The sequence below is a fragment of the Atribacter sp. genome (genome assembly GCF_035418125.1).
Taxonomy (GTDB): Bacteria; Atribacterota; Atribacteria; order Atribacterales; family Atribacteraceae; genus Atribacter; species Atribacter allofermentans.
This window is the reverse complement of sequence record NZ_DAOLQM010000010.1, coordinates 1-23,652: the sequence shown is the minus strand read 5'-3', so window position 1 is coordinate 23,652 and position 23,652 is coordinate 1. Positions and strand designations below refer to the sequence as shown.

General features: G+C 39.4%; 25 protein-coding genes. 22 read left to right on the top strand and 3 right to left on the bottom strand.

Annotation, left to right across the window (positions count from 1 at the left end):
* Positions 1-449 precede the first annotated feature (449 nt).
* The 18 genes from PLK24_RS01615 to PLK24_RS01530 all read left to right on the top strand — a co-directional run bounded on the left by PLK24_RS01615 (position 450) and on the right by PLK24_RS01530 (position 16,313).
* Positions 450-1,196 (top strand): YebC/PmpR family DNA-binding transcriptional regulator, encoded by a 747-nt coding sequence (locus PLK24_RS01615; RefSeq protein ID WP_324475973.1) that lies wholly within the window; start codon positions 450-452, stop codon positions 1,194-1,196.
* Positions 1,197-1,205: 9 nt separating this feature from the next.
* On the top strand, positions 1,206-1,718 hold the full coding sequence (gene ruvC, locus PLK24_RS01610) for a crossover junction endodeoxyribonuclease RuvC (RefSeq protein WP_324475972.1): 513 nt from the start codon (positions 1,206-1,208) through the stop codon (positions 1,716-1,718).
* Positions 1,711-2,307 (top strand): Holliday junction branch migration protein RuvA, encoded by a 597-nt coding sequence (ruvA, locus tag PLK24_RS01605; RefSeq protein ID WP_324475971.1) that lies wholly within the window; start codon positions 1,711-1,713, stop codon positions 2,305-2,307. Before ruvC ends, ruvA begins: the two co-directional genes overlap by 8 nt.
* On the top strand, positions 2,304-3,308 hold the full coding sequence (gene ruvB, locus PLK24_RS01600) for a Holliday junction branch migration DNA helicase RuvB (protein WP_324475970.1): 1,005 nt from the start codon (positions 2,304-2,306) through the stop codon (positions 3,306-3,308). The genes ruvA and ruvB overlap by 4 nt, the downstream gene beginning before the upstream one ends.
* Entirely contained in the window at positions 3,305-3,874 is a 570-nt protein-coding gene (locus PLK24_RS01595; RefSeq protein ID WP_324475969.1) for an epoxyqueuosine reductase QueH, read from the top strand. Before ruvB ends, PLK24_RS01595 begins: the two co-directional genes overlap by 4 nt.
* Positions 3,841-4,068 carry a DUF2905 domain-containing protein gene (locus PLK24_RS01590; protein WP_324475968.1) on the top strand — a complete coding sequence of 76 codons (228 nt, stop codon included), beginning with the start codon at positions 3,841-3,843 and terminating at the stop codon, positions 4,066-4,068. The genes PLK24_RS01595 and PLK24_RS01590 overlap by 34 nt, the downstream gene beginning before the upstream one ends.
* Positions 4,069-4,071: 3 nt before the next feature.
* Positions 4,072-5,508, top strand: coding sequence for a SpoIID/LytB domain-containing protein (locus PLK24_RS01585; protein WP_324475967.1), 1,437 nt, complete (start codon positions 4,072-4,074; stop codon positions 5,506-5,508).
* A complete protein-coding gene (gene queA / locus PLK24_RS01580) occupies positions 5,508-6,533 on the top strand; it encodes a tRNA preQ1(34) S-adenosylmethionine ribosyltransferase-isomerase QueA (protein WP_349770633.1) in 1,026 nt (341 codons plus the stop codon). The genes PLK24_RS01585 and queA overlap by 1 nt, the downstream gene beginning before the upstream one ends.
* A 78-nt stretch (positions 6,534-6,611) precedes the next feature.
* Complete coding sequence (gene tgt / locus PLK24_RS01575; protein ID WP_324475964.1) at positions 6,612-7,730, top strand: tRNA guanosine(34) transglycosylase Tgt; 1,119 nt, start codon at positions 6,612-6,614, stop codon at positions 7,728-7,730.
* Between the two features lie 33 nt (positions 7,731-7,763).
* Entirely contained in the window at positions 7,764-8,099 is a 336-nt protein-coding gene (yajC, locus tag PLK24_RS01570; protein WP_324475963.1) for a preprotein translocase subunit YajC, read from the top strand.
* Positions 8,100-8,135: 36 nt separating this feature from the next.
* Positions 8,136-9,329: a protein translocase subunit SecD gene (gene secD, locus PLK24_RS01565; protein ID WP_324475962.1), complete on the top strand. Its 1,194-nt coding sequence runs from the start codon at positions 8,136-8,138 to the stop codon at positions 9,327-9,329.
* A gap of 18 nt (positions 9,330-9,347) precedes the next feature.
* Positions 9,348-10,223, top strand: coding sequence for a protein translocase subunit SecF (gene secF, locus PLK24_RS01560; protein WP_324475960.1), 876 nt, complete (start codon positions 9,348-9,350; stop codon positions 10,221-10,223).
* A 5-nt stretch (positions 10,224-10,228) separates the two neighbouring features.
* On the top strand, positions 10,229-11,932 hold the full coding sequence (gene recJ / locus PLK24_RS01555; RefSeq protein WP_324475959.1) for a single-stranded-DNA-specific exonuclease RecJ: 1,704 nt from the start codon (positions 10,229-10,231) through the stop codon (positions 11,930-11,932).
* Positions 11,933-11,946: 14 nt separating this feature from the next.
* Positions 11,947-12,462: an adenine phosphoribosyltransferase gene (locus PLK24_RS01550; RefSeq protein ID WP_324475958.1), complete on the top strand. Its 516-nt coding sequence runs from the start codon at positions 11,947-11,949 to the stop codon at positions 12,460-12,462.
* Between the two features lie 245 nt (positions 12,463-12,707).
* The gene (locus PLK24_RS01545; RefSeq protein ID WP_324475957.1) at positions 12,708-14,915 is read left to right on the top strand and encodes a RelA/SpoT family protein; all 2,208 of its coding nucleotides are present in this window, start codon (positions 12,708-12,710) and stop codon (positions 14,913-14,915) included.
* Entirely contained in the window at positions 14,912-15,367 is a 456-nt protein-coding gene (gene dtd / locus PLK24_RS01540) for a D-aminoacyl-tRNA deacylase (RefSeq protein WP_324475956.1), read from the top strand. The genes PLK24_RS01545 and dtd overlap by 4 nt, the downstream gene beginning before the upstream one ends.
* Positions 15,364-16,023, top strand: a complete 660-nt coding sequence (locus PLK24_RS01535; RefSeq protein WP_324475955.1) for an MBL fold metallo-hydrolase — start codon at positions 15,364-15,366, stop codon at positions 16,021-16,023. Before dtd ends, PLK24_RS01535 begins: the two co-directional genes overlap by 4 nt.
* Before the next feature lie 161 nt (positions 16,024-16,184).
* Entirely contained in the window at positions 16,185-16,313 is a 129-nt protein-coding gene (locus PLK24_RS01530; RefSeq protein ID WP_324475954.1) for a hypothetical protein, read from the top strand.
* Between the two features lie 307 nt (positions 16,314-16,620).
* On the opposite strand, the gene glmM is transcribed toward PLK24_RS01530, so the two are convergent.
* Entirely contained in the window at positions 16,621-17,970 is a 1,350-nt protein-coding gene (gene glmM / locus PLK24_RS01525; protein WP_324475953.1) for a phosphoglucosamine mutase, read from the bottom strand.
* A 210-nt stretch (positions 17,971-18,180) separates the two neighbouring features.
* Here glmM and PLK24_RS01520 point away from each other — a divergent pair, with 210 nt between their 5' ends.
* Positions 18,181-18,870: a GAF domain-containing protein gene (locus PLK24_RS01520; protein ID WP_324475952.1), complete on the top strand. Its 690-nt coding sequence runs from the start codon at positions 18,181-18,183 to the stop codon at positions 18,868-18,870.
* Positions 18,871-18,875: 5 nt separating this feature from the next.
* Here the strand turns inward: PLK24_RS01520 and PLK24_RS01515 are convergent, their stop codons facing one another.
* Entirely contained in the window at positions 18,876-19,655 is a 780-nt protein-coding gene (locus PLK24_RS01515; RefSeq protein WP_324475951.1) for a metal ABC transporter permease, read from the bottom strand.
* Between the two features lie 67 nt (positions 19,656-19,722).
* Positions 19,723-20,574 (bottom strand): metal ABC transporter ATP-binding protein, encoded by an 852-nt coding sequence (locus PLK24_RS01510; protein WP_324475950.1) that lies wholly within the window; start codon positions 20,572-20,574, stop codon positions 19,723-19,725.
* Positions 20,575-20,723: 149 nt separating this feature from the next.
* Here PLK24_RS01510 and PLK24_RS01505 point away from each other — a divergent pair, with 149 nt between their 5' ends.
* The 3 genes from PLK24_RS01505 to PLK24_RS01495 all read left to right on the top strand — a co-directional run bounded on the left by PLK24_RS01505 (position 20,724) and on the right by PLK24_RS01495 (position 23,532).
* Positions 20,724-21,140 carry a secondary thiamine-phosphate synthase enzyme YjbQ gene (locus PLK24_RS01505; protein ID WP_324475949.1) on the top strand — a complete coding sequence of 139 codons (417 nt, stop codon included), beginning with the start codon at positions 20,724-20,726 and terminating at the stop codon, positions 21,138-21,140.
* An 86-nt stretch (positions 21,141-21,226) separates the two neighbouring features.
* The gene (gene iorA, locus PLK24_RS01500; RefSeq protein ID WP_349770632.1) at positions 21,227-22,951 is read left to right on the top strand and encodes an indolepyruvate ferredoxin oxidoreductase subunit alpha; all 1,725 of its coding nucleotides are present in this window, start codon (positions 21,227-21,229) and stop codon (positions 22,949-22,951) included.
* Positions 22,948-23,532, top strand: coding sequence for an indolepyruvate oxidoreductase subunit beta (locus PLK24_RS01495; RefSeq protein ID WP_324475947.1), 585 nt, complete (start codon positions 22,948-22,950; stop codon positions 23,530-23,532). The genes iorA and PLK24_RS01495 overlap by 4 nt, the downstream gene beginning before the upstream one ends.
* Positions 23,533-23,652: the final 120 nt, after the last annotated feature.

The following is a 23,652-nucleotide window of genomic DNA, read 5'->3' as shown; positions in this document are numbered from 1 at the left end:
TAATATGAGAGTACTTGAGAATAGGGCTGGAGAGATGATCTTCAGCCCTATTTTTGTTCTATAGGAAAGGAAAGACATTAAAAAAAGTACGAGCGAAGGATTAGCGAAAAAGCCAATAGGACGGTGTGTCCAAAATTAAATTGAGAAAAGTAAAGAGGAAAGAATCCCAGATTTAAAAATATTAAAAAACCTAAAAGAATAGATCCTCACGCCCTCACAAAGCGAGGGCGCAGGTTGACAGTTGAAAGATCGGATGAGGTTTTAGTGAATTGAAAAGAAAAACAATCAGAAGGACATCTAAGGAGTCTGAAAAGATCAATACGATTTAAAAAATAATTTCGAAAGATGATGAAATGAGTAATAATGACTCATTCCTGAAATCAAAGGGTAGAACTACAAGAAACTTATATGGTAGAATATGTTGAGACTTTTTGTGAAGGGGGAAACCTATGTCTGGACATTCAAAGTGGGCATCTATCAAACATAAAAAAGGGAAAACCGATGCAGCTCGTGGAAAAGCCTTTAGCAAATTGATTCGGTTAATAACTGTAGCAGCAAGACAGGGTGGAGGAAACCCAGATAATAATCATCGTCTTAGAGATGCAATATTAAAAGCTCGTGAAATTAATATGCCTGCAGACAATATTGAAAAGGCAATTAAAAAAGGAACTGGAGAACTGGAAGGAGTATCAATTGAAGAAGTAACCTATGAAGGATACGGACCCGGAGGAGTGGCGGTGATGGTTGATGCAACGACTGACAACCGGAATCGAACCACCGCTGAGGTACGACATTTATTTAGTAAGTTAGGTGGAAATTTAGGGGAAAATGGTTCAGTTGCTTGGATTTTTGAAAGAAAAGGCTTAATTTCATTTGATAAAGGAATCGTAGATGAAGATGAGTTAACTATGTTAGCTATAGATGCTGGTGCGGAGGACATACAAACCTTCGATACGACCATTGATATTGTTACTTCGCCGGGAGATTTTGATCGGATTAAAGCTTTAATTGATGATAATAAGATGGTCTATTCCAATGCTGAAATTACCATGGTGCCAAAAACTACTGTTCATTTGGAAGGTAAACAAGCCCAACAGACTCTTAACCTTATAGACAGCTTAGAAGAATTGGATGATGTACAAGAAGTATTTTCCAATTTTGAGATTTCTGATGAGTTACTAGAGTCGTTGGAGTAGTAACTCCTGATGTCATCTCAGGAAAAAATAGTCTTAGGAATTGATCCGGGTACAGCAACAACCGGATATGGAATTATAGCAAAAAGAAAAGGAAGCGGAGTAGTTAAAGCTGTTAAATACGGTGTAATTGTTACCAAAAAAGAGCTTCCACTCTCGGAAAGATTATTTATAATTTACCAGGAAATTAGCCAATTAATAAATAATTATCATCCTGCCGAGGTAGCGGTTGAGGAGATTTTTTTTAATAAAAATTCCAAGACCGCTATTTCTGTTGGTGAGGCCCGGGGAGTGATCTTGTTGAATGCTGCCATGCAATCTATTCCAGTTTTTGAATATACTCCCCTTCAGGTCAAGCAATCGGTGGTCGGATATGGGAGAGCAAAAAAGGAGCAGGTAATCTATATGGTGAAAACGATACTTAATATACAAGAGGTAAAATTGACTCCCGATGATGTCGCTGATGCTTTAGCAGTAGCTATTTGTCATGCTTTCCAGTCTGAAATCAATTATTCCTATGTTTGATTCAATTCGAGGAACGGTTGCAGCAATTGAAAATGATGAATGGATACTTGAAACCGACTGGTATGGCTTTCGGATTAAAGTGACCCCCTTTATTTCTTCGGGAAAAATTGAAGAACAAAAAAAACTGTTTATTCGTTTTTATTTTCGCGAAGACGGTGAGTTTTTTTACTATGGATTTGAAGATCCTAAAGAAAGAGAAACCTTCGATCTAATTTGTGGAGTCAAAGGTATTGGCCATAAAACTGCCTTTAAAATTCTTTCCCGAATTCACTGGAAAGAATTTACCGACCTTATAATCGCTGAAAACGTTGACTATCTTTCTTCTCGAATTAATCTCTCTTCGAAAACAGTTAAAAGGCTTCTATTAGAATTAAAGCCTCGTTTGGATAAAGTTGGCTTTGTCACCACTGATGCGCCGAAGGTAACTAAAACCTGGAAAGAAGTTAAAACAGCTCTTTCTGGTTTGGGATATACTGCTGGTGAAGTTGAGGGTGTTTTAAATATTCTTTGGCAAGAGGACCAGGCTCTATTTGACGATACTGAGATTCTTTTAAAAAAGGCATTGGGTAAAATAGGTGGTTTGAAATGAACGATGCTCCAAAGCAAAAAGATTTTATCCCTTTTTTAAGGGATACCGATGATGATATATCATTACGACCCAAAAGACTGAACGAGTTTATCGGTCAGGATAAAGTAAGGGCGAATCTCAACGTTTTTATTCAAGCTTCATTAGCTCGAGATGAGTCTTTAGACCACGTTATTCTTTATGGACCTCCAGGTTTAGGAAAAACGACTTTAGCATCAATTATAGCCAACGAAATGAATGCCGCGATTCGCTATTTATCCGGTCCTAGTTTAACCCGCTCAGGAGATGTTGCCTCAATTCTAACTACAGTAACAGATCGAGATATTTTATTTATCGATGAAGTCCATCGACTCCCCAGAGTTTGTGAGGAGATTCTCTACAGTGCCATGGAGGATTTTGCTCTGGATATTTTAATCGGAAAAGGACCAGGTGCAAGGAGCGTAAGAATTAGTTTACCTCCATTCACACTCATTGGAGCAACGACCCGCATCAGCCTTTTAAGTGCGCCCTTACGAAATCGGTTTGGTATCATTGAAAAACTCGATTTTTACAATCAAGGTGATTTATCGGCTATTGTTCTTCGTTCATCAGCAGTTATGAATATTCCGATTGATCAAGATGCCTCAGAAGAAGTAGCTCGAAGATCTCGTGGGACACCACGAATAGCCAACCGAATTTTAAAGAGAGTTAGGGATTTTGCTCAATACTACGGAAAATCAGCAATTGATAAAGAGTTGGTAAGAGACGCCTTAGAATGTCTTGAAATTGATGATATGGGTCTTAACCGCATGGATCGAAATTTATTGAAGATTTTATTGGATCACTATCATGGAGGACCGGTGGGTATTAACAACTTAGCAATGATGTTAGGTGAAGATGCCGCTACAGTCGAAGAGGTCTATGAACCTTTCTTAATTAAGGTTGGATTATTGATTCGTACCCCTCGAGGAAGGATGATTACTCCTCAAGGCCATCAATATATTAAAGGGAAAAAGCTATTATGAGTAAACCGCAGCTTCTTCTCCATACCTGCTGCGGGCCATGTGCAGCAGGAATCCAGGCAGAACTTGAGAAAGAGGGATGGGAGGTCACCTTTCTTTTTTATAATCCCAATATCCACCCCTATGATGAATATTGTCGGAGAATGGAAAGTTTTTACCGTTATTTGGAAATGACCGGTCAGAAAGGACTAACTCCCTTTCCTTACCAACCGGCAGATTATTTTCAATCAATTTCCTCAGAAATCAATCGTTGCAGTGGCTGCTACCGATTACGATTAAAAAAGGTGGCGGAATGGGGGAAAAGGAACTCTTTCCAGCATTTTGCTACCACTCTCACCGTCAGCCCTTATCAGAATCAGGAAAAAATATTTCTGGTCGGTGAACAAATAGCTCATAATAACGATATGGTTTTTTTAAAAAGGAACTTCCAACCCTTATATCGAAACAGCCGAGATCGATCGGTTGAATTGAACCTTTATCGACAAAAATATTGTGGTTGCATTTTCAGTCTATGGGAAGGAGACAAAAAGCGTTTATGGAAATATCTCTTTGGGCAAAAACCATTATAATTATTGGAGTTGTATTAATTATAATCGGTTTGGTTATGGTGTTTCTGCCAAAAATACCAATTCTTCAACGTTTAGGAAGACTTCCAGGTGACATTGTTGTGAAAAAAGGAAATGTTACCTTTTATTTCCCCTGGGTGACCTGTATAGTTATCAGTATCATATTAACACTCATTTTCTCAATATTTAGGCGGTAAGGCATGATGGATAAAAAGAAAATAGTTATTCCCTTGATGTTTTTATTTTTTTTATTTTTCTTTTTTGGTGAAGCTATTTCGGCCCAAAATGATTTTATTGTGACAGTTTGTATTGTCAATGGTAAATCCGATGTTATTCTTTCTTCTACCGCTGGATTAAAAGTTCAAATCGATAAAAAAGTTTATTCGATAACAGCCCAGGAGCAGCTATCTATTATTGCCAGTAAGACCAAAGTGTTTTGGGAAGAGAGACAAATAGTATCTTCTTCTTTCCGGGTAACGACCCAGGGAAAGGGTTTTATCCTGGTGAATAACCGTCCCTATCGAGGGTCTTTGACTTTAAAAAATATCCAGGGACATTTGATTGTCATTAATCATCTTTATTTAGATGATTATATTCGAGGAACGATTAAGATGGAAATAAACCCACATTGGCCTGAAGAAGCCGTAAAAGCTCAGATTGTTGCGGCCCGAACCTATGCAGTAAAAAACTTAAGTCGTCACCATGATCAAGGTTGCGATTTTTGTGCTTCATCACACTGCCAGGTATATGGGGGAGTAAATGCTGAAGATCCTATTACCAATAAACTGATAGATTCTATAAAAGGTTTAATCCTTACTTACCAGAATCAACCAGCAGGAGTTTGTTTCCATTCCGAGAGCGGGGGATATACCGATTCGGCTTTAAATGTTTGGGGGAGAAGTGTTCCTTACTTGGTGAGCGTTGAATCTCCCTGGGAAAGCGACTCTCCTCACGCCCAATGGGAGTTGGAAATCAGCTCGGAGGAATTGGCTCGATCTTTACAAAGAGCTGGGTTTATTCAAGGTTCGATAGTTGATGTTCAAGTACAACCAAACTCCGGAAGTCATCGAGTAAGAGAATTTTTAATTCAGACTACACTGAAGAGATACCGAATTCCAGCGAGCAAAGTTCGCGAAGCTTTGGGTTACGACCGGCTTCCTAGTACTTATTTTGAGCTAACCCCCATAAATAAAACCATGTTACCGTCCAGACCGACACCAAAACCCAAAGCGACTCCGTTACCTTCAACTCCAATTTCTGGTAACCCAGGTAGCGACGATAAAGATCCGGGCTATCGGGAAATGTTAGATAAAGATTGGAACCTTGACGATATCTTGACTTTCTTAAGCCTTCGAGAACAAGAAAGGCAGAAATCAAATTCAAGAAAAATCAACCAACCTTCCCCTTCTAACCCCGTGGAGGAATTTGAAGAAAAGGAAGCTCTTGAAATTCCCGATAATCCCCAAACTACTTATCGTACTCATTCTGTTTACTTATTTAAAGGGAAAGGTTATGGACATGGGGTTGGTCTTTCCCAATGGGGAGCACGGGGAATGGCTATGAAAGGATATTCCTACCAGGATATATTGTTTCATTATTTTCCTGGTTGTGAAATAAAAAAGGCTCGTTTTAAATGATTTTAACTGATCAATTTAATTTTCACCTGCCTGACGAACTCATCGCTCAGCGACCGGTCGTTCCGCGAGATCAATGCCGATTAATGGTCATCAATCGCCTCTCTCAAGAAATTGAACACCGCAGGTTTTTCGATTTGGGCCATTATTTGAAACCTAAAGACCTTATTGTCATCAACGATTCTCGGGTGATTCCAGCTCGGTTTTATACTCAAAAGAATCCAACTGGTGGGAAAGTTGAAATTCTTTTTCTGCACCGGCACCAAGAGCTCTGGGCTTGTATGCTCAATCATTCCCGGCGGGTTAAAGAAGGAACCATTCTCTCCCTTCCGGAACATCCAGAAATTTTTTGGCAAGTAGAAGGAAGAGAAAAAGATTGGTGGCTTCTTCGTCCCTCTTTTCCACCTGAAAAAGAAGATGAAATATTTTTTAATTATGGAACCACACCGACACCACCTTATATTAAAACGCCAAACGTAAAGTTAGAAGAATACCAAACTATTTACGCACAACGGAAAGGCTCGGTAGCGGCTCCGACTGCTGGACTGCATTTTACTCAGTCGCTAATTGATCAACTGAAAAACCTGGGCATTCAATTTGCTTCACTCACTCTCCATGTGGGTCTGGGGACTTTTTTTCCGGTTAAAACCTCAACCATCGAAGAACATCATATGCATAGCGAATGGTACGAGGTAGATCAAAAGACGGCTGAGATGATTCAAGAGACAAAAAAAAATGAGGGTCGAGTGATTGCAGTTGGTACAACAGTTGTTCGAGTTCTTGAATCCATTTATCGTCAACGAGGAAGAATAGTTGAACAAAGTGGAGAAACTGATATTTTTATCTATCCAGGATTTCAGTTTCAGGTGATTAATGCCATGATAACCAATTTTCATATCCCTCGTTCCACTTTGTTTATGTTGGTATGTGCTTTTGCTGGAACAGAATTTATGAAAGCTGCTTATCGAGGAGCCGTTGAAAAGCATTATCGTTTTTTTAGTTTTGGAGATGCAACTTTCATTATGTAAAAGTATAATTTATGAAGTTTAATATTATAAAATCCATCAGCCGATTACTGTTTTTGAATAAAGGAGAAATCAATACTCATGAAATCTTTTACACTCGTGCATCAAGATGAGCAATCCAAAGCCCGGGTTGGAATACTGCATACTTCTCATAGTGATATCCCAACCCCAGTTTTTATGCCGGTTGGGACTCAGGGAACTGTGAAAGCCATGGCTCCTGATCGTTTAAAAGCCGTGGGAGTGAAAATGTTACTGGGAAATTCTTATCATCTCCATCTTCGGCCAGGAGAAGATTTAATACGCGAGATGGGCGGTCTTCATCGTTTTATGTCTTGGGATGGTTCAATACTCACCGACAGCGGTGGTTTCCAAATCTTTAGTCTTTCTGATTTAGTAAAAATTGATGATCAAGGAGCTCTTTTTCGCTCTCATTTAGATGGGTCTCTTCACCATTTTACTCCTGAAATATCGATGCAAATTCAGCAAGATATTGGTGCCGATGTGGTTATGATTCTTGATCAATGTATTGGATACCCGGCAAGTGACTATCAAGTCAAGGTTGGAACCGATCGGACTTTGGTGTGGGGCAAAAAATGCCGGGAAGCCTTTCAATCGGAATCGCAAATGTTGTTTGGGATTGTACAAGGAGGGACACTTCCCGAGTTAAGAAGGTATAGCGCTGAAGAAACGGTAAAAATTGGCTTTGATGGCTATGCCATTGGGGGATTAAGTGTCGGTGAGCCCAAACCGATTATGTATTCAATGATTGATGAAGTAGAACCTTACTTACCCAAATCTCAAGCTCGATACCTTATGGGAGTAGGATCACCCGATAGTATCATTGAAGGAGTCAGGAGAGGAATCGATATGTTCGATTGTGTTCTTCCTACCAGGAATGCGAGAAATTCTGCTTTATTAACCTGGTCAGGAAGAATGAATATCGACCGGCTGGAATATTCTCGAGATTCCAATCCCATTGATACCGAGTGTCAATGTTATACTTGTAAAAATTTTTCTCGCTCTTATTTGCGTCATTTGTTTAAAGCCGGGGAAATTTTAGCAGCAGAATTGGCTACTATACACAATCTTTTTTTTATGGTAGAGTTATTGAATCGTATTCGTAAGGCCATTTTAAACGGTTCCTTTCGAGATTTATCGTCTGATCTCTTCGCTCGGTTCCAGGGACAGATTGTAAATTAATAAAACAAACTTTTTTAAAGGAGTGATATGAATATGAGTTTCTTTACATCAATAGCTTATGCAGCGACTGGTGGTGCAGCAACCGGTGGTGCAGCGCCGGCAACCCCGCCAGCCGGTAGCATGTTTACGCAACTGCTCCCGCTCATTTTCATCATTGTCATATTTTACTTTTTGCTCATTCGACCACAACAACAAAAACAAAAAGCCCAGAGGGATTTGATCAGTAGTATACAGAAGGGTGATCATGTGGTTACTATTGGTGGGATTCATGGTACTGTCGTTCAGGTATCTGATGATGAAATCACCCTCGAAGTTTCCAAGGGAGTCAATATCCGTTTTGTCAAATCAGCGGTTTCGACCAAAAAATAAAGAGGAAAAGAAATTGGGTAAAGGGGGCAGGATGTTTTGACTAAGAATTGGAGAGATTTTCCCTGGAGATTAATCATTACAATCGCTTTAGTCGTTTTGGCTATAATTGCAATATTTCCTATCGAGAAAAAAATTCGTTTAGGATTGGACTTAAAAGGAGGTTCCCATATTCTTTTAGAATGTGTGGATTCTCCAGAAGCTCCTCTCGATGAAGATTCAGTGAAACGAGTGGTTGAAATTGTCCGTAATCGTATCGACCAATTAGGAGTAGCTGAGCCGTTAATTCTCCGACAGGGTGAAAAAAGGGTTTTAGTCCAGCTTCCAGGAATTGCCGATCCCCAAAGAGCAGTGGAGATTATTGGGCAAACTGCTTTATTGGAATTTAAAGACGAGTCGGGAAAAACCTTATTAACCGGTGCGACACTTAAAAATGCTCAGGTTCAATATGACCGTTTTGGCAGACCAACCGTCTCCATTTCTTTTAATGAAGAAGGAGCAAAACTATTTGGCCAAGCTACTACCGCCAATGTTGGAAAACCAATCGGCATTTATCTTGATGGAAACATAATATCTAATCCTGTAGTTCAGGAGCCTATCCTCCAAGGAGATGCTCAAATTACTGGTCAGTTTACTCTGGATGAAGCTCAGAATTTAGCTATACTGTTACGAGCTGGTGCCCTTCCAGTGAAAGTGGTCGTTGCCGAAGAGCGTTCGGTTGGTCCATCCCTTGGAAAAGATTCAATTACCAGTGGATTAAGGGCAGCGATAATCGCCGGTATATTTGTATTTATCTTTATGTTCCTCTATTACGGGTGGTTGGGAATTCTTGCTGACATTGCTTTAATATGCTATGCGCTGTTTACTTTAGCCTTACTTTCAGTCTTGCAAGCCACTCTTACTCTACCAGGTATTGCAGGATTTATTCTATCTGTTGCTATGGCCGTTGACGCCAATGTTCTGATTTTTGAAAGAATTAAAGAAGAATATCGTGCTGGTAAAACTTGGAGAGCAGCAATTCAAGCTGGTTTCGATAAAGCATTCCGAACCATTCTTGACTCAAACATAACCACTATTATTGCTGCAGCCTTGTTGTTCTTCATTGGATCGGGTTCGGTGCGTGGGTTTGGTATTACGCTCACCTTAGGTATCATCTGTAGTATGTTTACCGGAATCTGGGTGACACGAGTGCTAATTGATCATCTCGCACCAAAGCCAACAATTAAATCATAGGATGCGGAGGGACCCGATATGGAAATATTTTTGAAGCCAAATTTTAATTTTGTTGATCATCGAAAAATACCGTATGCAATTTGTATTATATTTATCATACTCACTGTGATTGGGTTAGTCCGTGGTATAAATTATGGAGTGGATTTTCAGGGCGGAACGCTTCTTCAGTATAATTTTACTCAAGTTGTAGCAGCCGAAGAAATTCGAAATGTATTAGACGAATTTGATCTTTCCGCCAGCACTATCCAAAGATTTTCGGACAATGAAGTTGCCATCCGGACACCCCAGTTGACCCTAGACCAGAGAAATCAACTCACCGATACCTTAAGAAATCAAATTGGTGAGTTGGAAATTGTTCGAAATGAAGAAGTAGGACCAACAGTAGGAGGCGAGTTGAGACGTGCTGCCTATTTGGCTCTCCTATTTTCTATTATAGGAATTTTGATTTATGTTGGGATACGTTTTGAGTTACGACCAGCCGTAACCTCAGTTTTGGCTTTAGCCAATACTGGTATAATGACTTTAGGGTTAGTAGCGTTATTAGGTATAGAGTTTGACACTACTATATTAGCAGCGATGCTTACAATTTTAGGATATTCGATTAATGACTCTATCGTGGTCATGGATAGGATTCGCGAACGATTAAACTACCGTAAGCGCGAAGATGCTAAAACCCTTATCAATACCAGTCTCAATGAAACTCTTTCTAGAACCATTATGACTGGAACGACAACAATTATTGCAGTTATAATCCTCTATTTCTTTGGAGGAAAGATGCTGCAACCTTTTGCTCTCACCATGCTTATAGGTTTAATTTTTGGGACTTTTTCTTCAATATTTGTGGCTGCAATGCTCTTTTATGAGTGGGAAGTCAAGAAACCTCTGAGGAGGTAAACTATTTGTATCAGAGGAAATGGCAAATTCGAAAAGTGAACAGAGGCTGTTTGAAGCACTTAGCAAGCAGTCTCTGTTCACCGATCTCGATCGCGCGAGTGCTTATGAATCGGGGTATTATTACCCCTCATGAAGCTCGAGCTTTTTTAGATCCAGATATATCTTCTCTGGATAATCTCCGTTCTCTACCCAACCTCAGAAAAGCTGTTTTATTAATTGATTCAGTTATCAAGGGGAATGGGAAAATCCTTATTTTTGGGGATTATGATGCCGATGGATTAACTGCTTGTGCAATTCTCTTTCTTTTTTTGAAAAAATTAACCCCTTACGTGGATACCTATATCCCCAGTCGTTTTCATGAAGGATATGGTTTATCGGAAAAGGCCATTGAAAACATACTCAATATTAGTCCAGATTTAGTTATTACTGTGGACGCTGGTATTAAAGACGTCAAGGGAGTCGGTATTTTAAAAAATAAAGGAATACGAGTTATCATAACCGATCATCACGTTCCCAATCCTGATGAAAGACCGGATGCCGATGCCCTGGTTTCTACCTGGGATTGGAATGGTCAAAAAATCATCCTCCCTTTATCAGGTGCTGGAGTTGCATTAGCCTTAGCTCATGAATACGCCATCTATCGAGGGATGGCTTTTTCTCCAATTGAAGAATTTATTGCTTTGGCTTGTGTAGGAACAGTTGGAGACGTAGTCCCATTATTGGATGAGAACCGAGTAATCGTAAAATATGGTTTAAAGAAAATTAATCAAAATCCTGGCTGCGGATTGCAGGCGCTTTTAGAAGTGGTTGGTTATAGCAATAAAGATATTCAATCAGAACAGATTGGTTATATTATTGCTCCTCGATTAAATGCTGCAGGAAGAGTTGAAGACCCCAGAGCAGCCTTTGAACTTTTGATTAGTGATAATTATCATAACGCTCTTCAGCAAGCCAAGCTTCTTAATGAATTTAATCAAAAGCGGCAAAAAGAAGAAACCAAAGTGTTTTCCAGTTTATTTGAAGATAAAAAGAATCAAGAGTCCATGGAAGATGATATTGTAGTGGTTTCTGGAAAAAATTGGAGCACAGGTGTTTTAGGAATCATTGCTTCCCGATTAAGCGAACGTCTACTGCGACCAGCTATTGTGTTGAGTGAAGATGAAACCATTGCAGTAGGCTCAGCACGAAGCATTTTAGGATTTAATATTACTGATGCTTTAGATAAAGTCTCATCGTTGCTCATCCGGCATGGTGGTCATGAAATGGCTGCTGGGCTTAAGATTCCTTTAAGCAATCTCGAGATATTCCGACAGCAACTCAATGAATTATTCGGTGAGCGAATTAGAATGTTAAAAGAAAAAAATGGTATTGTTGTCGATGCTCAGGTAACCATGGCCGATGTGGATTCACAGTTAATGCTTTGGTTAAAAAAGCTGGAACCCTTCGGAGAAAAAAATCCTAATCCGTTGTTTGTTTCTTCGGATGTTACCGTCAATGAAAGATGGTTTTCTGGGAAAAACCGACAGCGTTTGGAATTAGTTCTCATGCAAAATAATAAAATGAGACAACATCGAATTGATGCTATGATTCGGAGTGAGAATGTATCCGATTTAGCTTCAAGTTCATTGATCGATTTAATATTTGAAATACGTAAAGGATATTGGGATCAACCCTATTTAAAAATTATGGATTGGCGAATAAAAAAATGAAGGGGATGAAACAAATGGATTTAGCCTCTACTATTCGTAATATTCCTGATTTCCCAAAAGCAGGAATTCAATTTAAAGATATAACAACTTTATTAAAAAATAAAGATGCTTTTCGCCAAGCTGTCGATTCACTGTTTCATCTTTTTGATAGTAAAGAAGTGGATATCGTGGTTGGAATCGAAGCCCGAGGTTTTATTTTAGGTTCGGTTGTTGCCTATCTTTTGAATTGTGGATTCGTACCGGTTCGAAAAAAGGGAAAGCTTCCTGCAACGGTTAGGTCAAAAACCTATGATTTGGAATACGGGAATGCTACCCTGGAAATGCATATAGATGCCATAGAAAAAAATCAAAAAGTGGTCATTATCGATGATTTATTGGCAACCGGGGGAACAGTTCAAGCTGTATGTGAGATGGTTGAAGAAGCCGGTGGAGAAATCGTTGGTATTGCATTTTTAATCGAGTTAGAGTCTTTACAGGGGAGAAAAGCTATCACAAAGTACCCAGTTTATTCTTTGGTTAAATTAGACTGAACAATTTTCTCCTTCTCCCTTGATGGGAGAAGATTGGGATGAGAGTGAAAATCCTTATCTAAATCCGTCATTGCGAGAAGTCCAACCGTACTTAGATTGTACTCTTAGATTAACAGTTCTCCTCCACTGGTGGTATCGCCCAGTGATAGAGTGATAGAGTAAGTCTGGATTTATCAAATATTTGTTTTTATGATAATTATCTAAGAAGCTCATACCTTTCTTTCTGAAGAAAAAGGGAGGGAAATATGCTTCGCAATTACGAAGTAAATAGTATTTTTTCAAAAACTATAACCCTTGAATCGCTTCAAGAAAAAATCGATTCCTATAACCCCTATAGCGATCGAGAACTGATAAAAAAAGCTTATGATTTCTCGGTAGACGCTCATTCAGGACAAAGTCGGCTGTCGGGTGAACCCTATATTATCCATCCATTATCAGTAGCCCATATTGTCGCTGACCTTCGCATGGATGATAGTACGATTGCTGCTGCTTTACTTCATGATGTATTAGAAGACACTAAAAACACCGAAGCTCAACTTAAAGAAACTTTTGGAAAAGAAATAACTCTGCTGGTAAAAGGAGTTAGCAAGCTGAACGTCGGCTTTCACTTTAGTTCTAAAGAAGAAGAGCAGATTGAAAATTATCGACGCCTCTTTGTAGCTATGGCCGAAGATATACGGGTTATTATAATAAAATTAGCCGATCGCCTTCATAATATGCGGACCCTGAAATACCAATATCGAGATAAAAAAGAGTTGATAGCCAGAGAAACTTTGGAAATATTCGCTCCAATCGCTCATCGCCTGGGGATTGGTATGATTCAAACCGAATTGGAAAATTTAAGTCTTTATTTTCTTGACCCGGAATCTTATTGCAGCATCCAACAAGGGATAGAGAAAATTAGAGATCACCGAGAAAAACAAATCCAAGAGGCGACGGAAAAGCTCTCTCAAAGAATTCAACAAGCCAATTTGGTGGTTGAAATCCAAAGCCGTCTGAAAAATATTTATAGTATTTATTTAAAAATCAATCGTCAAAACGTAAGTCTTGAAGATCTTCATGATTTGATTGCCCTTCGAGCTATAACCAATACCGTCGAAGAGTGCTATGCAGTATTAGGACTGGTGCATTCGCTTTGGGTGCCGGTAGCAGGGAGATTTAAAGATTATATTGCTCTTCCTAAATCGAACATGTATCAATCTCTTCATACCACAGTAATCGGTCCAGGCGGAGTTCCAATGGAAATTCAAATCCGAACCAGAGAGATGCATCATGTGGCTGAGTATGGTATTGCTGCCCATTGGAGATATAAAGAAGGGAAATCCGCTGATTCAGCTGATGCCTTTAACGAACGTATGGCCTGGTTAAGGCAAATATTGGAATGGCAGCAAGATCTAAGGACTACCCATGAATTTGTCGAAAGTCTTAAAATAGACCTTTTTGATGATGAAGTATATGTGTTTACGCCCAAAGGAGATTTAAAAAAACTCCCGAAAGGATCAAGTCCTATCGATTTTGCTTATTTAATCCACACTGAAGTCGGAAATAATTGCATTGGCGCGAGAGTGAATAAGCAAATTGTTCCATTGGATTACGAACTCAAAAGTGGAGATATTGTAGAAATTATTTCTTCCCGTTCTTCTTCCGGACCCAGCTTAGATTGGTTGAGAATCGCCAAAACCCCTGCTGCTCGAAATAAAATCCGGGCATTTCTACGCAAAAAGAATCGAGATGCCAATCGAGAGCGGGGAAAATTATTTATGGAGAGGGAATTGGAGAAATTTGCCCTTACTTCAGAAGAACAGAATTTGGTGAATGATAAAATTACCGAATTTATGGAAGCCAATACTTATAAAACAATCGACGATCTCCATGTTATAATCGGAGAAGGACGGCTTACCATCCGTCAATTTATTGGAAAAGTTGTTCCTTTTGAAATTCGAAAACGTTTTCAAACCCAACGAAAAGCAGAAACTAAAAAAACCGCTCAAACTAGTGGAGACGGAGTGATCATCCAGGGCGCAACCGGTTTAGCGGTGAAGTTAGCTCGTTGTTGTACGCCAATTCCTGGCGATAAAATTATCGGGTATGTAACCTTGGGGAAGGGTATCACCGTCCATCGCTTGGATTGTCATAATTTAACCAGGTTGACCCAAGATGAAGAACGATTGGTTGAGGCGGAATGGGATGAAAGGTACGGCCGTTTTTACGATGCCGGATTGGTTATTGACGCCCTGGATCGTCCAAAACTCTTGGTGGACATTACCAATACTGTTGCCAATTATGGTGTAAGTATTCGATCGGTTCATGCTCATTCCATGATGAATGATGCCCGGATATATTTAGTTATTTCGGTAAAAAATAAAGTTGAGCTTGATAACCTGTTTCGTGAAATAAAAAGGGTCTCCAATGTCAGAACTGTGCGAAGAGGAGGAATATTTGGTTTGCGGTGAGAGCGCTTATTCAAAGGGTGAACCAGGCACGGGTTTTAATTGATGGCAAGATAGTTGGTGAGATCGGGAAAGGAATGGTGGTATTTTTAGGAGTTGGGAAAAACGATAGCTCGTCAGACATTGATTTTATGGTGAGGAAAATCCCTCAGCTTCGAATATTCGATGATGCTCAAGGTAAAATGAATATCAGTTTGAATGAAATACAAGGTGAGATTCTTCTGATATCCCAATTCACTCTTTACGGGAATTGTCGAAGAGGACTTCGCCCAAGTTATGATGAGGCGGCAACGCCACGAGAAGCCCAAAATTTTTATAATCAAATAGCTCAAAAGCTACGTGATCAGGATCTAACCATAGCTGAAGGAGTCTTCGGAGCGATGATGCAAGTTGAATTGTGTAATGATGGTCCGGTGACGATTTTGCTTGACAGCAAGGAAAGGAGACAGGCATGAGTAACAAGGTGAAAGTCGCAGTCTATACATTGGGTGATTTAATGACCAATTGTTACTGTCTTTGTGATTGTAATGAAGCTCTCCTTATTGACCCTGGAAGCCCTTCCCAAGAACTAGTTGAGTTTTTAACTTCTCGTAAATTGAATTTAAGGTATATTATCAATACTCACGGACATATCGATCATATTCGGGGAAATGATTTTTTTAAGGATTATTTTTCCTCTGTCAAAATTATAATTTATGAAACTGATATGGCATATCTCAACCACCCCAATCTCAACCTATCGACAGATTTTTCTCAACCTTATCGATCACCAGAGCCAGATATTCTTATTCGAGGGAAAAAAGAACCTTTTGAATTATTTGATGAAGAGGTTTACTTTTATCATAGCCCAGGCCACACACCTGGAAGCATGTGCTTATCCTTCCCAAATCAGAAATGGTTATTTTGCGGTGATACACTTTTTGCTGGATCGATAGGAAGAACCGATCTTCCCGGTGGTTCGTTTCAGGAAATTCTTGAGTCTCTGACCATGATTATGCAATCTTTTGACGATGAAACTAGAGTCTTTCCCGGTCACGGTCCAGAAACAACTATTGGAAATGAGAAAAAAATGAATCCGTATATCCTTGAATACCTGAACTGTATTAATTAAAGCCTTAATCTTTTTAAAAAACCAATTTTACCTCGCAGAACAGCACCTGATGAGAATTAAAATACATTTCTTAAAACCGTCATTTTTAAGAGTCCAACCGTTTTTTGGTTGGGCGATGTGGCAATCTCATCCACCAACTCCGTCATTCTGAGGAGCGTATTATGCGACGTGAGAATCTCATCCTTAAAAATATTTATGAAGAAAGAACCGAAAAGGTGAGATCCTCACGCTTGAAAGCACCGCTCTGGATAACACCTTCGGTGGCAGTTGAGATCTTCACGCCCTCATAAAGCGAGGGCTCAGGATGACCGATTAAAAAATTCATTTGATGATATTTCCAGGGTAGACCTTCAAGCTACCTAATAGCACCAGATGTGGATGAAAATCCAAATTCGACATGCTATGGCAGGTCGCTACATTAATTAAAGAATAGGCACAATACATTGTGCCTCAACAATTTTTATTCTTAAGTAGGGGCTTAATTTATCATGCCCATTGATTTTCAGGTTAGATCCTCATGCTGCCAAGCGGTATCAGATGAGGATGGAGCTGAAATTGGGCGCAATGAATTGCACCCCTACATAAAAAATCAAAAGATTATATTGAATTGATGATATCTAAATATTTTTGAACAATAGCTTCAGCTCTTTGTTTTTCTTGCGATTCGGCAAAGATACGAAGAAGTGGTTCCGTTCCAGAAGGCCGAATTAAAAGCCAGGAACCATCAGGATAAGTAACTTTGTATCCATCAATGGTAACCCGATTCTTTTCCTTTGCAGTCAACCGGTCGATTTCGTTTAAAATTTTTTCTTTTTTCTCCGGATTAACGGTTTTTTTCATCTTGATTTGGAAATACTGGGGAAGTTCTTGGAGGAGGTCATCGAGCGATTTTTCTTTGGTGGCCATAATATGAAGGATGCGAGCTGCTGCTATAGCGCCGTCTCTTCCCCAGACGAAGTCGGGAAATATCATACCTCCATTTTCTTCACAACCGAATATCCCTTGGCTTTCCTGAAGAGCTTTGGCTACCACCAGGTCACCAACGGCGGTGGCGATAAAACCTCTCCCAGTTTTTTTGGCAATATCGCTTAACATGCTGGAAGTGGCAACAGTGGTTACAATCGGTCCGGGGATATTTTGTTGGGCCAATTCGTTGGCAACTAAGCTGACGCTATAGTCACCAGGGACAAATTCACCATTGGGACGTATCACAATTAAACGATCACCATCTCCATCCTGAGCAAATCCGATATGAAAGGAGGCATGGGTGATAAGAGTAAGAAGATCGGTCAGATTGTCGGGAGTAGGCTCAGGGTTTCTCCCTGGAAAACGACCATCGGGATGGGCATTGAGGCTTACTACACGGCAACCGAGATCACTTAATAACTGAGGGGTAATCAAACATGGTGCACCATTTGCACAATCGACTACAACTCGAAATCGGCTTTGTTGAATAAGGGGGAGATTTACTTTAGCCTCGATTGCTCGAATATAATCATCGTTTATATCACGTTTAATGGTTTTTTGCGGAACATCATTCCAGGGCACTAAATGATATTTTTCCGAATAAAATATCTTTTCTACCTCAACATCTTTTTCCCGATCTAAACCTTTACCAGTTTTTTCCATGAATTTAATACCATTCCATTGAGGAGGGTTATGGCTGGCAGTTATCATTGCTCCCCAAGCACCCCATTGCCGGCAAGCCCACTGAAGGGTTGGAGTAGCGGTGAGCCCTAATTCAATTACTTGACAACCACAAGCAAGGAGGCCGGAGATTACGGCATCATAGATCATTTCACTGTGTTTTCGGGCATCTCTCCCCACAACAACGGTTTCTTGATTAACGTAAGTTCCAAAACTGTAAGCTAATTTTAAAGCAAAATCAGGAGTGAGCACTTCATTGACAATTCGTCGAATACCAAAAGTACCGAATAACTTTTCCATGGGTAAGCCTCCTTTGATAGGATGGTAATAGATATTAAACCAATTTATTCTCTCCTTAGGGTAGGATTTAATTAAGAATACTTTTTTCTTTATTTTTAAACTACTCATTAAAAAAAGAGTGCTCCCACCAGGAGATATGGGAAAAATATCTGCTTTTCAAATCATCACTGTTATATAATTATAGTGCATTTTTATCCAGGGAGGCAGGATATGAAAGAAGAACTTGATGCCATATCACAAATCAGTGAGTTAATTATATCGGATAAAGGATTTGAAGATGTACTCCGGCTTATGGTGAATATTACCGCACAAGTGATGAAATCCAACATTTGCTCACTTATGCTTTTGGATGAAAAGAAAAAAGTCTTGGAAATTAAAGCGACCCAATCAGTTAGTGAAGCGTATAATAAAAAGCCTCCGATCAAGTTAGGAGAAGGTGTAGCCGGGAAAGTTGCTTTAGAAAAAAAACCGATGATTATACCTGACGTTCGCAACGATCCTTATTATCGGAACAAAGAAATTGCTGAAAAAGAGGGCCTTTGTTCCTTGGTAAGCCTTCCTTTAATGGTCAGAGGGAAAATAGTTGGTGTCCTTAATCTTTATACCTCAAAACCTCGAGAATTTCATGATGATGATATTAAAACCTTAACGACTATTGCTAATCAAGCAGCTGTTGTTATCGAAAATTATCGTTTACTTATGGAAAGTGAATTTGTCAAGGAAGAACTGGAGACCCGTAAAAAGATTGAAAGAGCTAAGGGATTTTTGATGACCGAATATAATATTAATGAAGAGGAAGCCTATCGAAGGATTCAGAAGTACAGTATGAATAAACAGAAGAGCATGAAAGAAGTTGCTGAAGCGGTTATTCTAGCCTGGGAAATGAAGAAAAAGATTTGAGGCTATTAATCTCTTTTTTTTGATGATAAAAGAGAGGTAACTAGAAAAATACCTGTTGCAAAAAGAACTATAGTCGCTCCAGAGGGTGTGTCTAAAAAATAAGATAGAATGAGTCCTCCTATTGACGAGGCTATTCCGAAGATAATTGCAGTCACTAAAGCTTTTTTAAAATTATTGGTGATTTGCAAAGCCGCAGCTGAAGGGATGATGAGTAAAGCCGAAACTAAAACGATTCCAACGACTTTTATGGAAATCACAATCGTGAGAGAAATCAAAGTAACCAGTAAGTAATATACCATTGATACCGGAATACCACTTACTTCCGCCATTTCTTGATCTAATACCAGAAGCAAGAGTTCCTTGTAGTAAAAAAGAACAAAAAAGAAAACTGCTCCTTCGACAAGAAGCGCAAGATAAAGGTCGTTCAGCGTAACCGCTAAAATATTACCAAATAAATACCCGAACAAATCAACATTAACACCTTTCAGGAGACCGAAAATCAATATTCCCAGCGCCATCGTACTGGCAAAGAAGATTCCAATTGTCGTATCTTCTTTAATGTGACTTTTTTTAGATAAATAAACAATCCCTAAACCAGAAGCAACACAAAAGAAGACCGAGGATAATACCGGGTCTACTTTCAAAAGAAAACCTAAGGCTACACCTCCAAAGGCGGCATGTGAAATACCAGCTCCCATAAAGGACATTCCTTTTAAAACAACGTAAATTCCGATTACCGCACATAAGGAACCGATCAAAACTCCTGCCAACAATGCACGTTGCATAAAGGTATAGCTGAGAATGTCCAGATCAAATCACTCCTTGGAATCGAGCGCTCGGTACAGGGTATTCTTAAGGTTTATGATGATTTTCATCGTCTTCAGCGGTTTCTCCTGAGCAATAATGAACCGGTGAGGATCGGCGAACCACTATATGAGGAACAATTCCGTGGTGGAAGAAAGCAGCCTCACGACCGTACATTTCAGTAAGGGTTTCGTCGGTAATCCCATTTTCGGGTCGATCATGGACAAATACCTTTCGATTGACGCAGGCGATAGCATCGACATACTGAGCAATGACACCGATATCGTGAGAAACGGTTAGGATGGTGATTCCTTGTTGGTGAAGAGTAAGAAGCAATTCATAAAGACTTTCACTGTTTTTTGGATCAACAGCAGTGGTTGGTTCATCAAGGATTAACATATCAGGATTGTTTATTAAAGCCCGAGCGATCAGTATTCTTTGTCGCTGACCACCGGATAATTTGCCTATTTGTATGGTGCTCAGTGATTGGAGGCCGATTTTTTCCAAAGTTTCACTTACTGCCGAGCGATCGTGTTTATGAGGGAGGCGCCCAGGACCAATGGTTGCATACCTACCGGTTAAAACAAAATCTTCAACGTTAATTGGAAAAGAATAGTCGATTTTACTAATTTGCGGGACATAGCCTATTCGTTTTCGGATGTTGGGATGATGGTTGATATTTTTTCCGAAAACCAATACCTTACCGGAGGTTGGTTTTAAAAGGCCTAAAATGAGTTTCAATAAAGTGGTTTTTCCTGCTCCATTTGGCCCAATGACAGCAAGAAATTCTCCCTTTTTAACTTGAAGAGAAACATCTTCTAAAACTTCAAAATCTTGGTATGAAAATGAAACGGAAATAAATTCCACATCATATATAGAATTGGTTTGGGCCCTATTCATCGGACGACCACCTTTATCATCGAGCTATTTATGAATCATATCTGGCAGGAGAGGAAAAAAATCAACTGCTCTTTAATGCTAATCAATGCTTCATTTTATGTCAAGGTCGGTTACAATTATAGAGAAAATGAAGAAATTGAGGTGGATTTATGAAAAGCTATCGAAAAGAATTATGGTTTGAAACATCACAACGGAGAAGTTTTATTTGCATAACCCCAACAATCAGAGACTGTGTTAAAGAAAGTCAGATAAAAGAAGGAATGCTCCTTTGTAATGCTATGCATATAACCGCTAGTGTCTTTATCAATGATAATGAGGCTGGTTTACATAGTGACTTTGAAAATTGGTTAGAAAAATTAGCTCCAGAAAAACCCTATAGTCAATATCAACACAATGGTTATGAAGACAATGCTGATGCCCATCTGAAACGAACCATCATGGGAAGGGAAGTTGTTATTGCTATAACCGATGGAAAATTGGATTTAGGACCATGGGAGGAAGTTTTCTATGGTGAGTTTGATGGAAAAAGAAGAAAAAGAGTTTTAGTTAAAATTATAGGAGAATAGCGTGAACCGAATAGTATAGATTTATATTGCCATTTTGAATGGAAGGAGCGAATTCATTGAACAATCAAAAAAAGAATACTTGCTTAATGTTAGGGAATGAAGCAATTGCTAGAGGTGCCTATGAAGGTGGGGTTCAGGTTGGTGCTGGTTACCCAGGAACTCCCAGTAGCGAAATTCTCGAATATCTCGGTCGATATAAGGAAGTCCATTCAAGGTGGTGCCCTAATGAAAAAGTTGCTCTCGAGGTAGCAGCTGGGGTAGCAATAGCGGGAGGGCGAGCTTTAGCCACCATGAAACATGTAGGTCTTAATGTTGCTGCTGATCCATTGATGACAATCTCCTATACTGGTGTGAGAGGCGGATTGGTTATCGTGGTAGCTGATGATCCGGGAATGCATTCTTCTCAAAATGAGCAAGACAGCCGAAACTATGCTAAATTTGCAAAAATACCTTTTTTTGAGCCAGCAGACGGCGAGGAAGCCCGGATCTTTACTAAAGAAGGATTTATTATAAGTGAAAAATTTGACACACCAATCATGGTTCGATCGACTACCCGGGTGTCACATTCTCGTTCCGTTGTGTTTCCTCAGGAGAGAGTTCCTTTTACACCTTTTCCGTATCAAAAGGATGCAGAAAAGTACGTTATGATTCCAGCGTTTGCCAGAAAACGAAGAGTTGCTCTTGAAAAGCGTTTAGAGACATTAAGAGATTGGGTAGAAGAATCAGACCTAAATCGGATGGAAATGAGAGATACTGATTTGGGAATCATTACTGGAGGCGTTCTTTATAACCATGTACGTGAGGTGTTTCCACAAGCTTCAGTATTAAAATTAGGCATTGGGTATCCTCTTCCTTTTCAGATGATATCGGATTTTGTCAAAAAGGTTAAAAATGTGGTGGTGGTTGAAGAGTTGGACCCCTTCTGGGAAACCGAAATTAAAGCAGCTGGTATTCCGGTTGAGGGAAGAAATCGAATTTCTGGAATTGGTGAAATAACCCCCGATGTCCTTAAGTCGGCATTTGGAATCGCTCTCCCATTGCCGCCAATAGGAGATTTAAATCAGTATGTTTTCCCCAGACCACCAATAATGTGTGCTGGCTGTCCTCATCGTGGAGTATTCCGAGTTCTTTCCGACCTGAAAATTACTATTACTGGGGATATTGGATGCTATACGCTGGGCGTCATGCCGCCAACCTCGTCGATTGATTCTTGCATTTGTATGGGGGCTTCGATTTCAAATGCTGAAGGTTTTAAATTAGCTCATCCCGAGTTGACCGTGGGAGCGGTAATCGGTGATTCAACATTTATTCATAGTGGGATCGGTTCTCTTTTAGATGCGGTATATAACCAAACCAACATTTTAGTAATTATTTTAGACAATCGCATCACAGCGATGACGGGAGGGCAAAATCATCCTGGAACAGGAGTAACTTTGATGGGTGAAAAAACCTCAGCACTTGATCTTGAAGAGCTGGTAAGGGCTTTAGGAGTAAAAGAAATACATCATCTTAGTTCATATGATATTTTAAATTTTCGATCCCTTCTCAAGAAAGCAATAAAAAAGAAAGCCGGACCAACGGTTTTTATTCTCACTGAACCATGCCAACTTATTCAAAAAAAAGGAAAAGAGAACTATTATCGAGTTGATTCAAGTCTCTGTCGGCTTTGCAAGAAATGTTTACAATTAGGTTGTCCGGCAATACGACTCAACGGTGAAAAGGTTGAGATTATTGCAGAATCTTGTCATGCTTGTGGTGTTTGCAGCCAAATTTGCCAGCTTAACGCAATAAAGGAGGGAAGCCAATCATGAAATTTGGTGGTATTGTTATTGTCGGTATAGGTGGTACCGGTGTTTTAAAAGCCAGTGAAATACTATCGAGATTCCTCCTTTATCAAGGATTTGATGTCCGTCAATCGGAAGTTCATGGAATGGCTCAGCGAGGTGGTTCAGTTATTACTCAACTAAAATATGGCGAAAAAGTATATTCTCCTTTGTTAGGAAAGGGTGAAGCTCAATTTATGATTGCCACAGAAGAGGTTGAAGCATTGCGTTATAGTGAGTTTCTTTCTTCTGATGCAACTATCATCATCAATACCTGGAGGCTAAATCCGGTGGGCACTAAACCGGATCCTTATACCGGTTTTTCAGCTCGTTTATTAAGAGAAAAAGGTATTCCAGTATATGAAATAGACGCCAATTCAATTGCTGAATCCCTTCAAAATTCAAGAGTTGCGAATTCAGTATTGATTGGTGCTTTTAGTAAAATATTTAATTTCGATAATGAAAATATATGGGAAGAAGTTATCAAGGAGACGTTTCCTCAAAAGTTATTTGATATCAATTTGACAGCCTTTTTAAAAGGGAGAGAGTCGATTGCTAAAATAAATTAATTTATTCAGAAGGAAGAGAAATAACACTATAAATATTGACAAATTTTACTGAATGAGTATAATAATGTAAGGAAATAATATTATAAAAAATATATAAAAATAGAAAATCCCCTCCTTGCA

Coding starts and splice junctions, on each gene's coding strand:
- PLK24_RS01615 (WP_324475973.1), top strand. CDS start 450: ATGTCTGGACATTCAAAGTGGGCATCTATCAAACATAAAAAAGGGAAA.
- ruvC (WP_324475972.1), top strand. CDS start 1,206: ATGTCATCTCAGGAAAAAATAGTCTTAGGAATTGATCCGGGTACAGCA.
- ruvA (WP_324475971.1), top strand. CDS start 1,711: ATGTTTGATTCAATTCGAGGAACGGTTGCAGCAATTGAAAATGATGAA.
- ruvB (WP_324475970.1), top strand. CDS start 2,304: ATGAACGATGCTCCAAAGCAAAAAGATTTTATCCCTTTTTTAAGGGAT.
- PLK24_RS01595 (WP_324475969.1), top strand. CDS start 3,305: ATGAGTAAACCGCAGCTTCTTCTCCATACCTGCTGCGGGCCATGTGCA.
- PLK24_RS01590 (WP_324475968.1), top strand. CDS start 3,841: ATGGAAATATCTCTTTGGGCAAAAACCATTATAATTATTGGAGTTGTA.
- PLK24_RS01585 (WP_324475967.1), top strand. CDS start 4,072: ATGATGGATAAAAAGAAAATAGTTATTCCCTTGATGTTTTTATTTTTT.
- tgt (WP_324475964.1), top strand. CDS start 6,612: ATGAAATCTTTTACACTCGTGCATCAAGATGAGCAATCCAAAGCCCGG.
- yajC (WP_324475963.1), top strand. CDS start 7,764: ATGAGTTTCTTTACATCAATAGCTTATGCAGCGACTGGTGGTGCAGCA.
- secF (WP_324475960.1), top strand. CDS start 9,348: ATGGAAATATTTTTGAAGCCAAATTTTAATTTTGTTGATCATCGAAAA.
- PLK24_RS01550 (WP_324475958.1), top strand. CDS start 11,947: ATGGATTTAGCCTCTACTATTCGTAATATTCCTGATTTCCCAAAAGCA.
- PLK24_RS01545 (WP_324475957.1), top strand. CDS start 12,708: ATGCTTCGCAATTACGAAGTAAATAGTATTTTTTCAAAAACTATAACC.
- PLK24_RS01535 (WP_324475955.1), top strand. CDS start 15,364: ATGAGTAACAAGGTGAAAGTCGCAGTCTATACATTGGGTGATTTAATG.
- PLK24_RS01530 (WP_324475954.1), top strand. CDS start 16,185: ATGCGACGTGAGAATCTCATCCTTAAAAATATTTATGAAGAAAGAACC.
- glmM (WP_324475953.1), bottom strand. CDS start 17,970: ATGGAAAAGTTATTCGGTACTTTTGGTATTCGACGAATTGTCAATGAA.
- PLK24_RS01520 (WP_324475952.1), top strand. CDS start 18,181: ATGAAAGAAGAACTTGATGCCATATCACAAATCAGTGAGTTAATTATA.
- PLK24_RS01515 (WP_324475951.1), bottom strand. CDS start 19,655: ATGCAACGTGCATTGTTGGCAGGAGTTTTGATCGGTTCCTTATGTGCG.
- PLK24_RS01510 (WP_324475950.1), bottom strand. CDS start 20,574: ATGAATAGGGCCCAAACCAATTCTATATATGATGTGGAATTTATTTCC.
- PLK24_RS01505 (WP_324475949.1), top strand. CDS start 20,724: ATGAAAAGCTATCGAAAAGAATTATGGTTTGAAACATCACAACGGAGA.
- iorA (WP_349770632.1), top strand. CDS start 21,227: ATGTTAGGGAATGAAGCAATTGCTAGAGGTGCCTATGAAGGTGGGGTT.
- PLK24_RS01495 (WP_324475947.1), top strand. CDS start 22,948: ATGAAATTTGGTGGTATTGTTATTGTCGGTATAGGTGGTACCGGTGTT.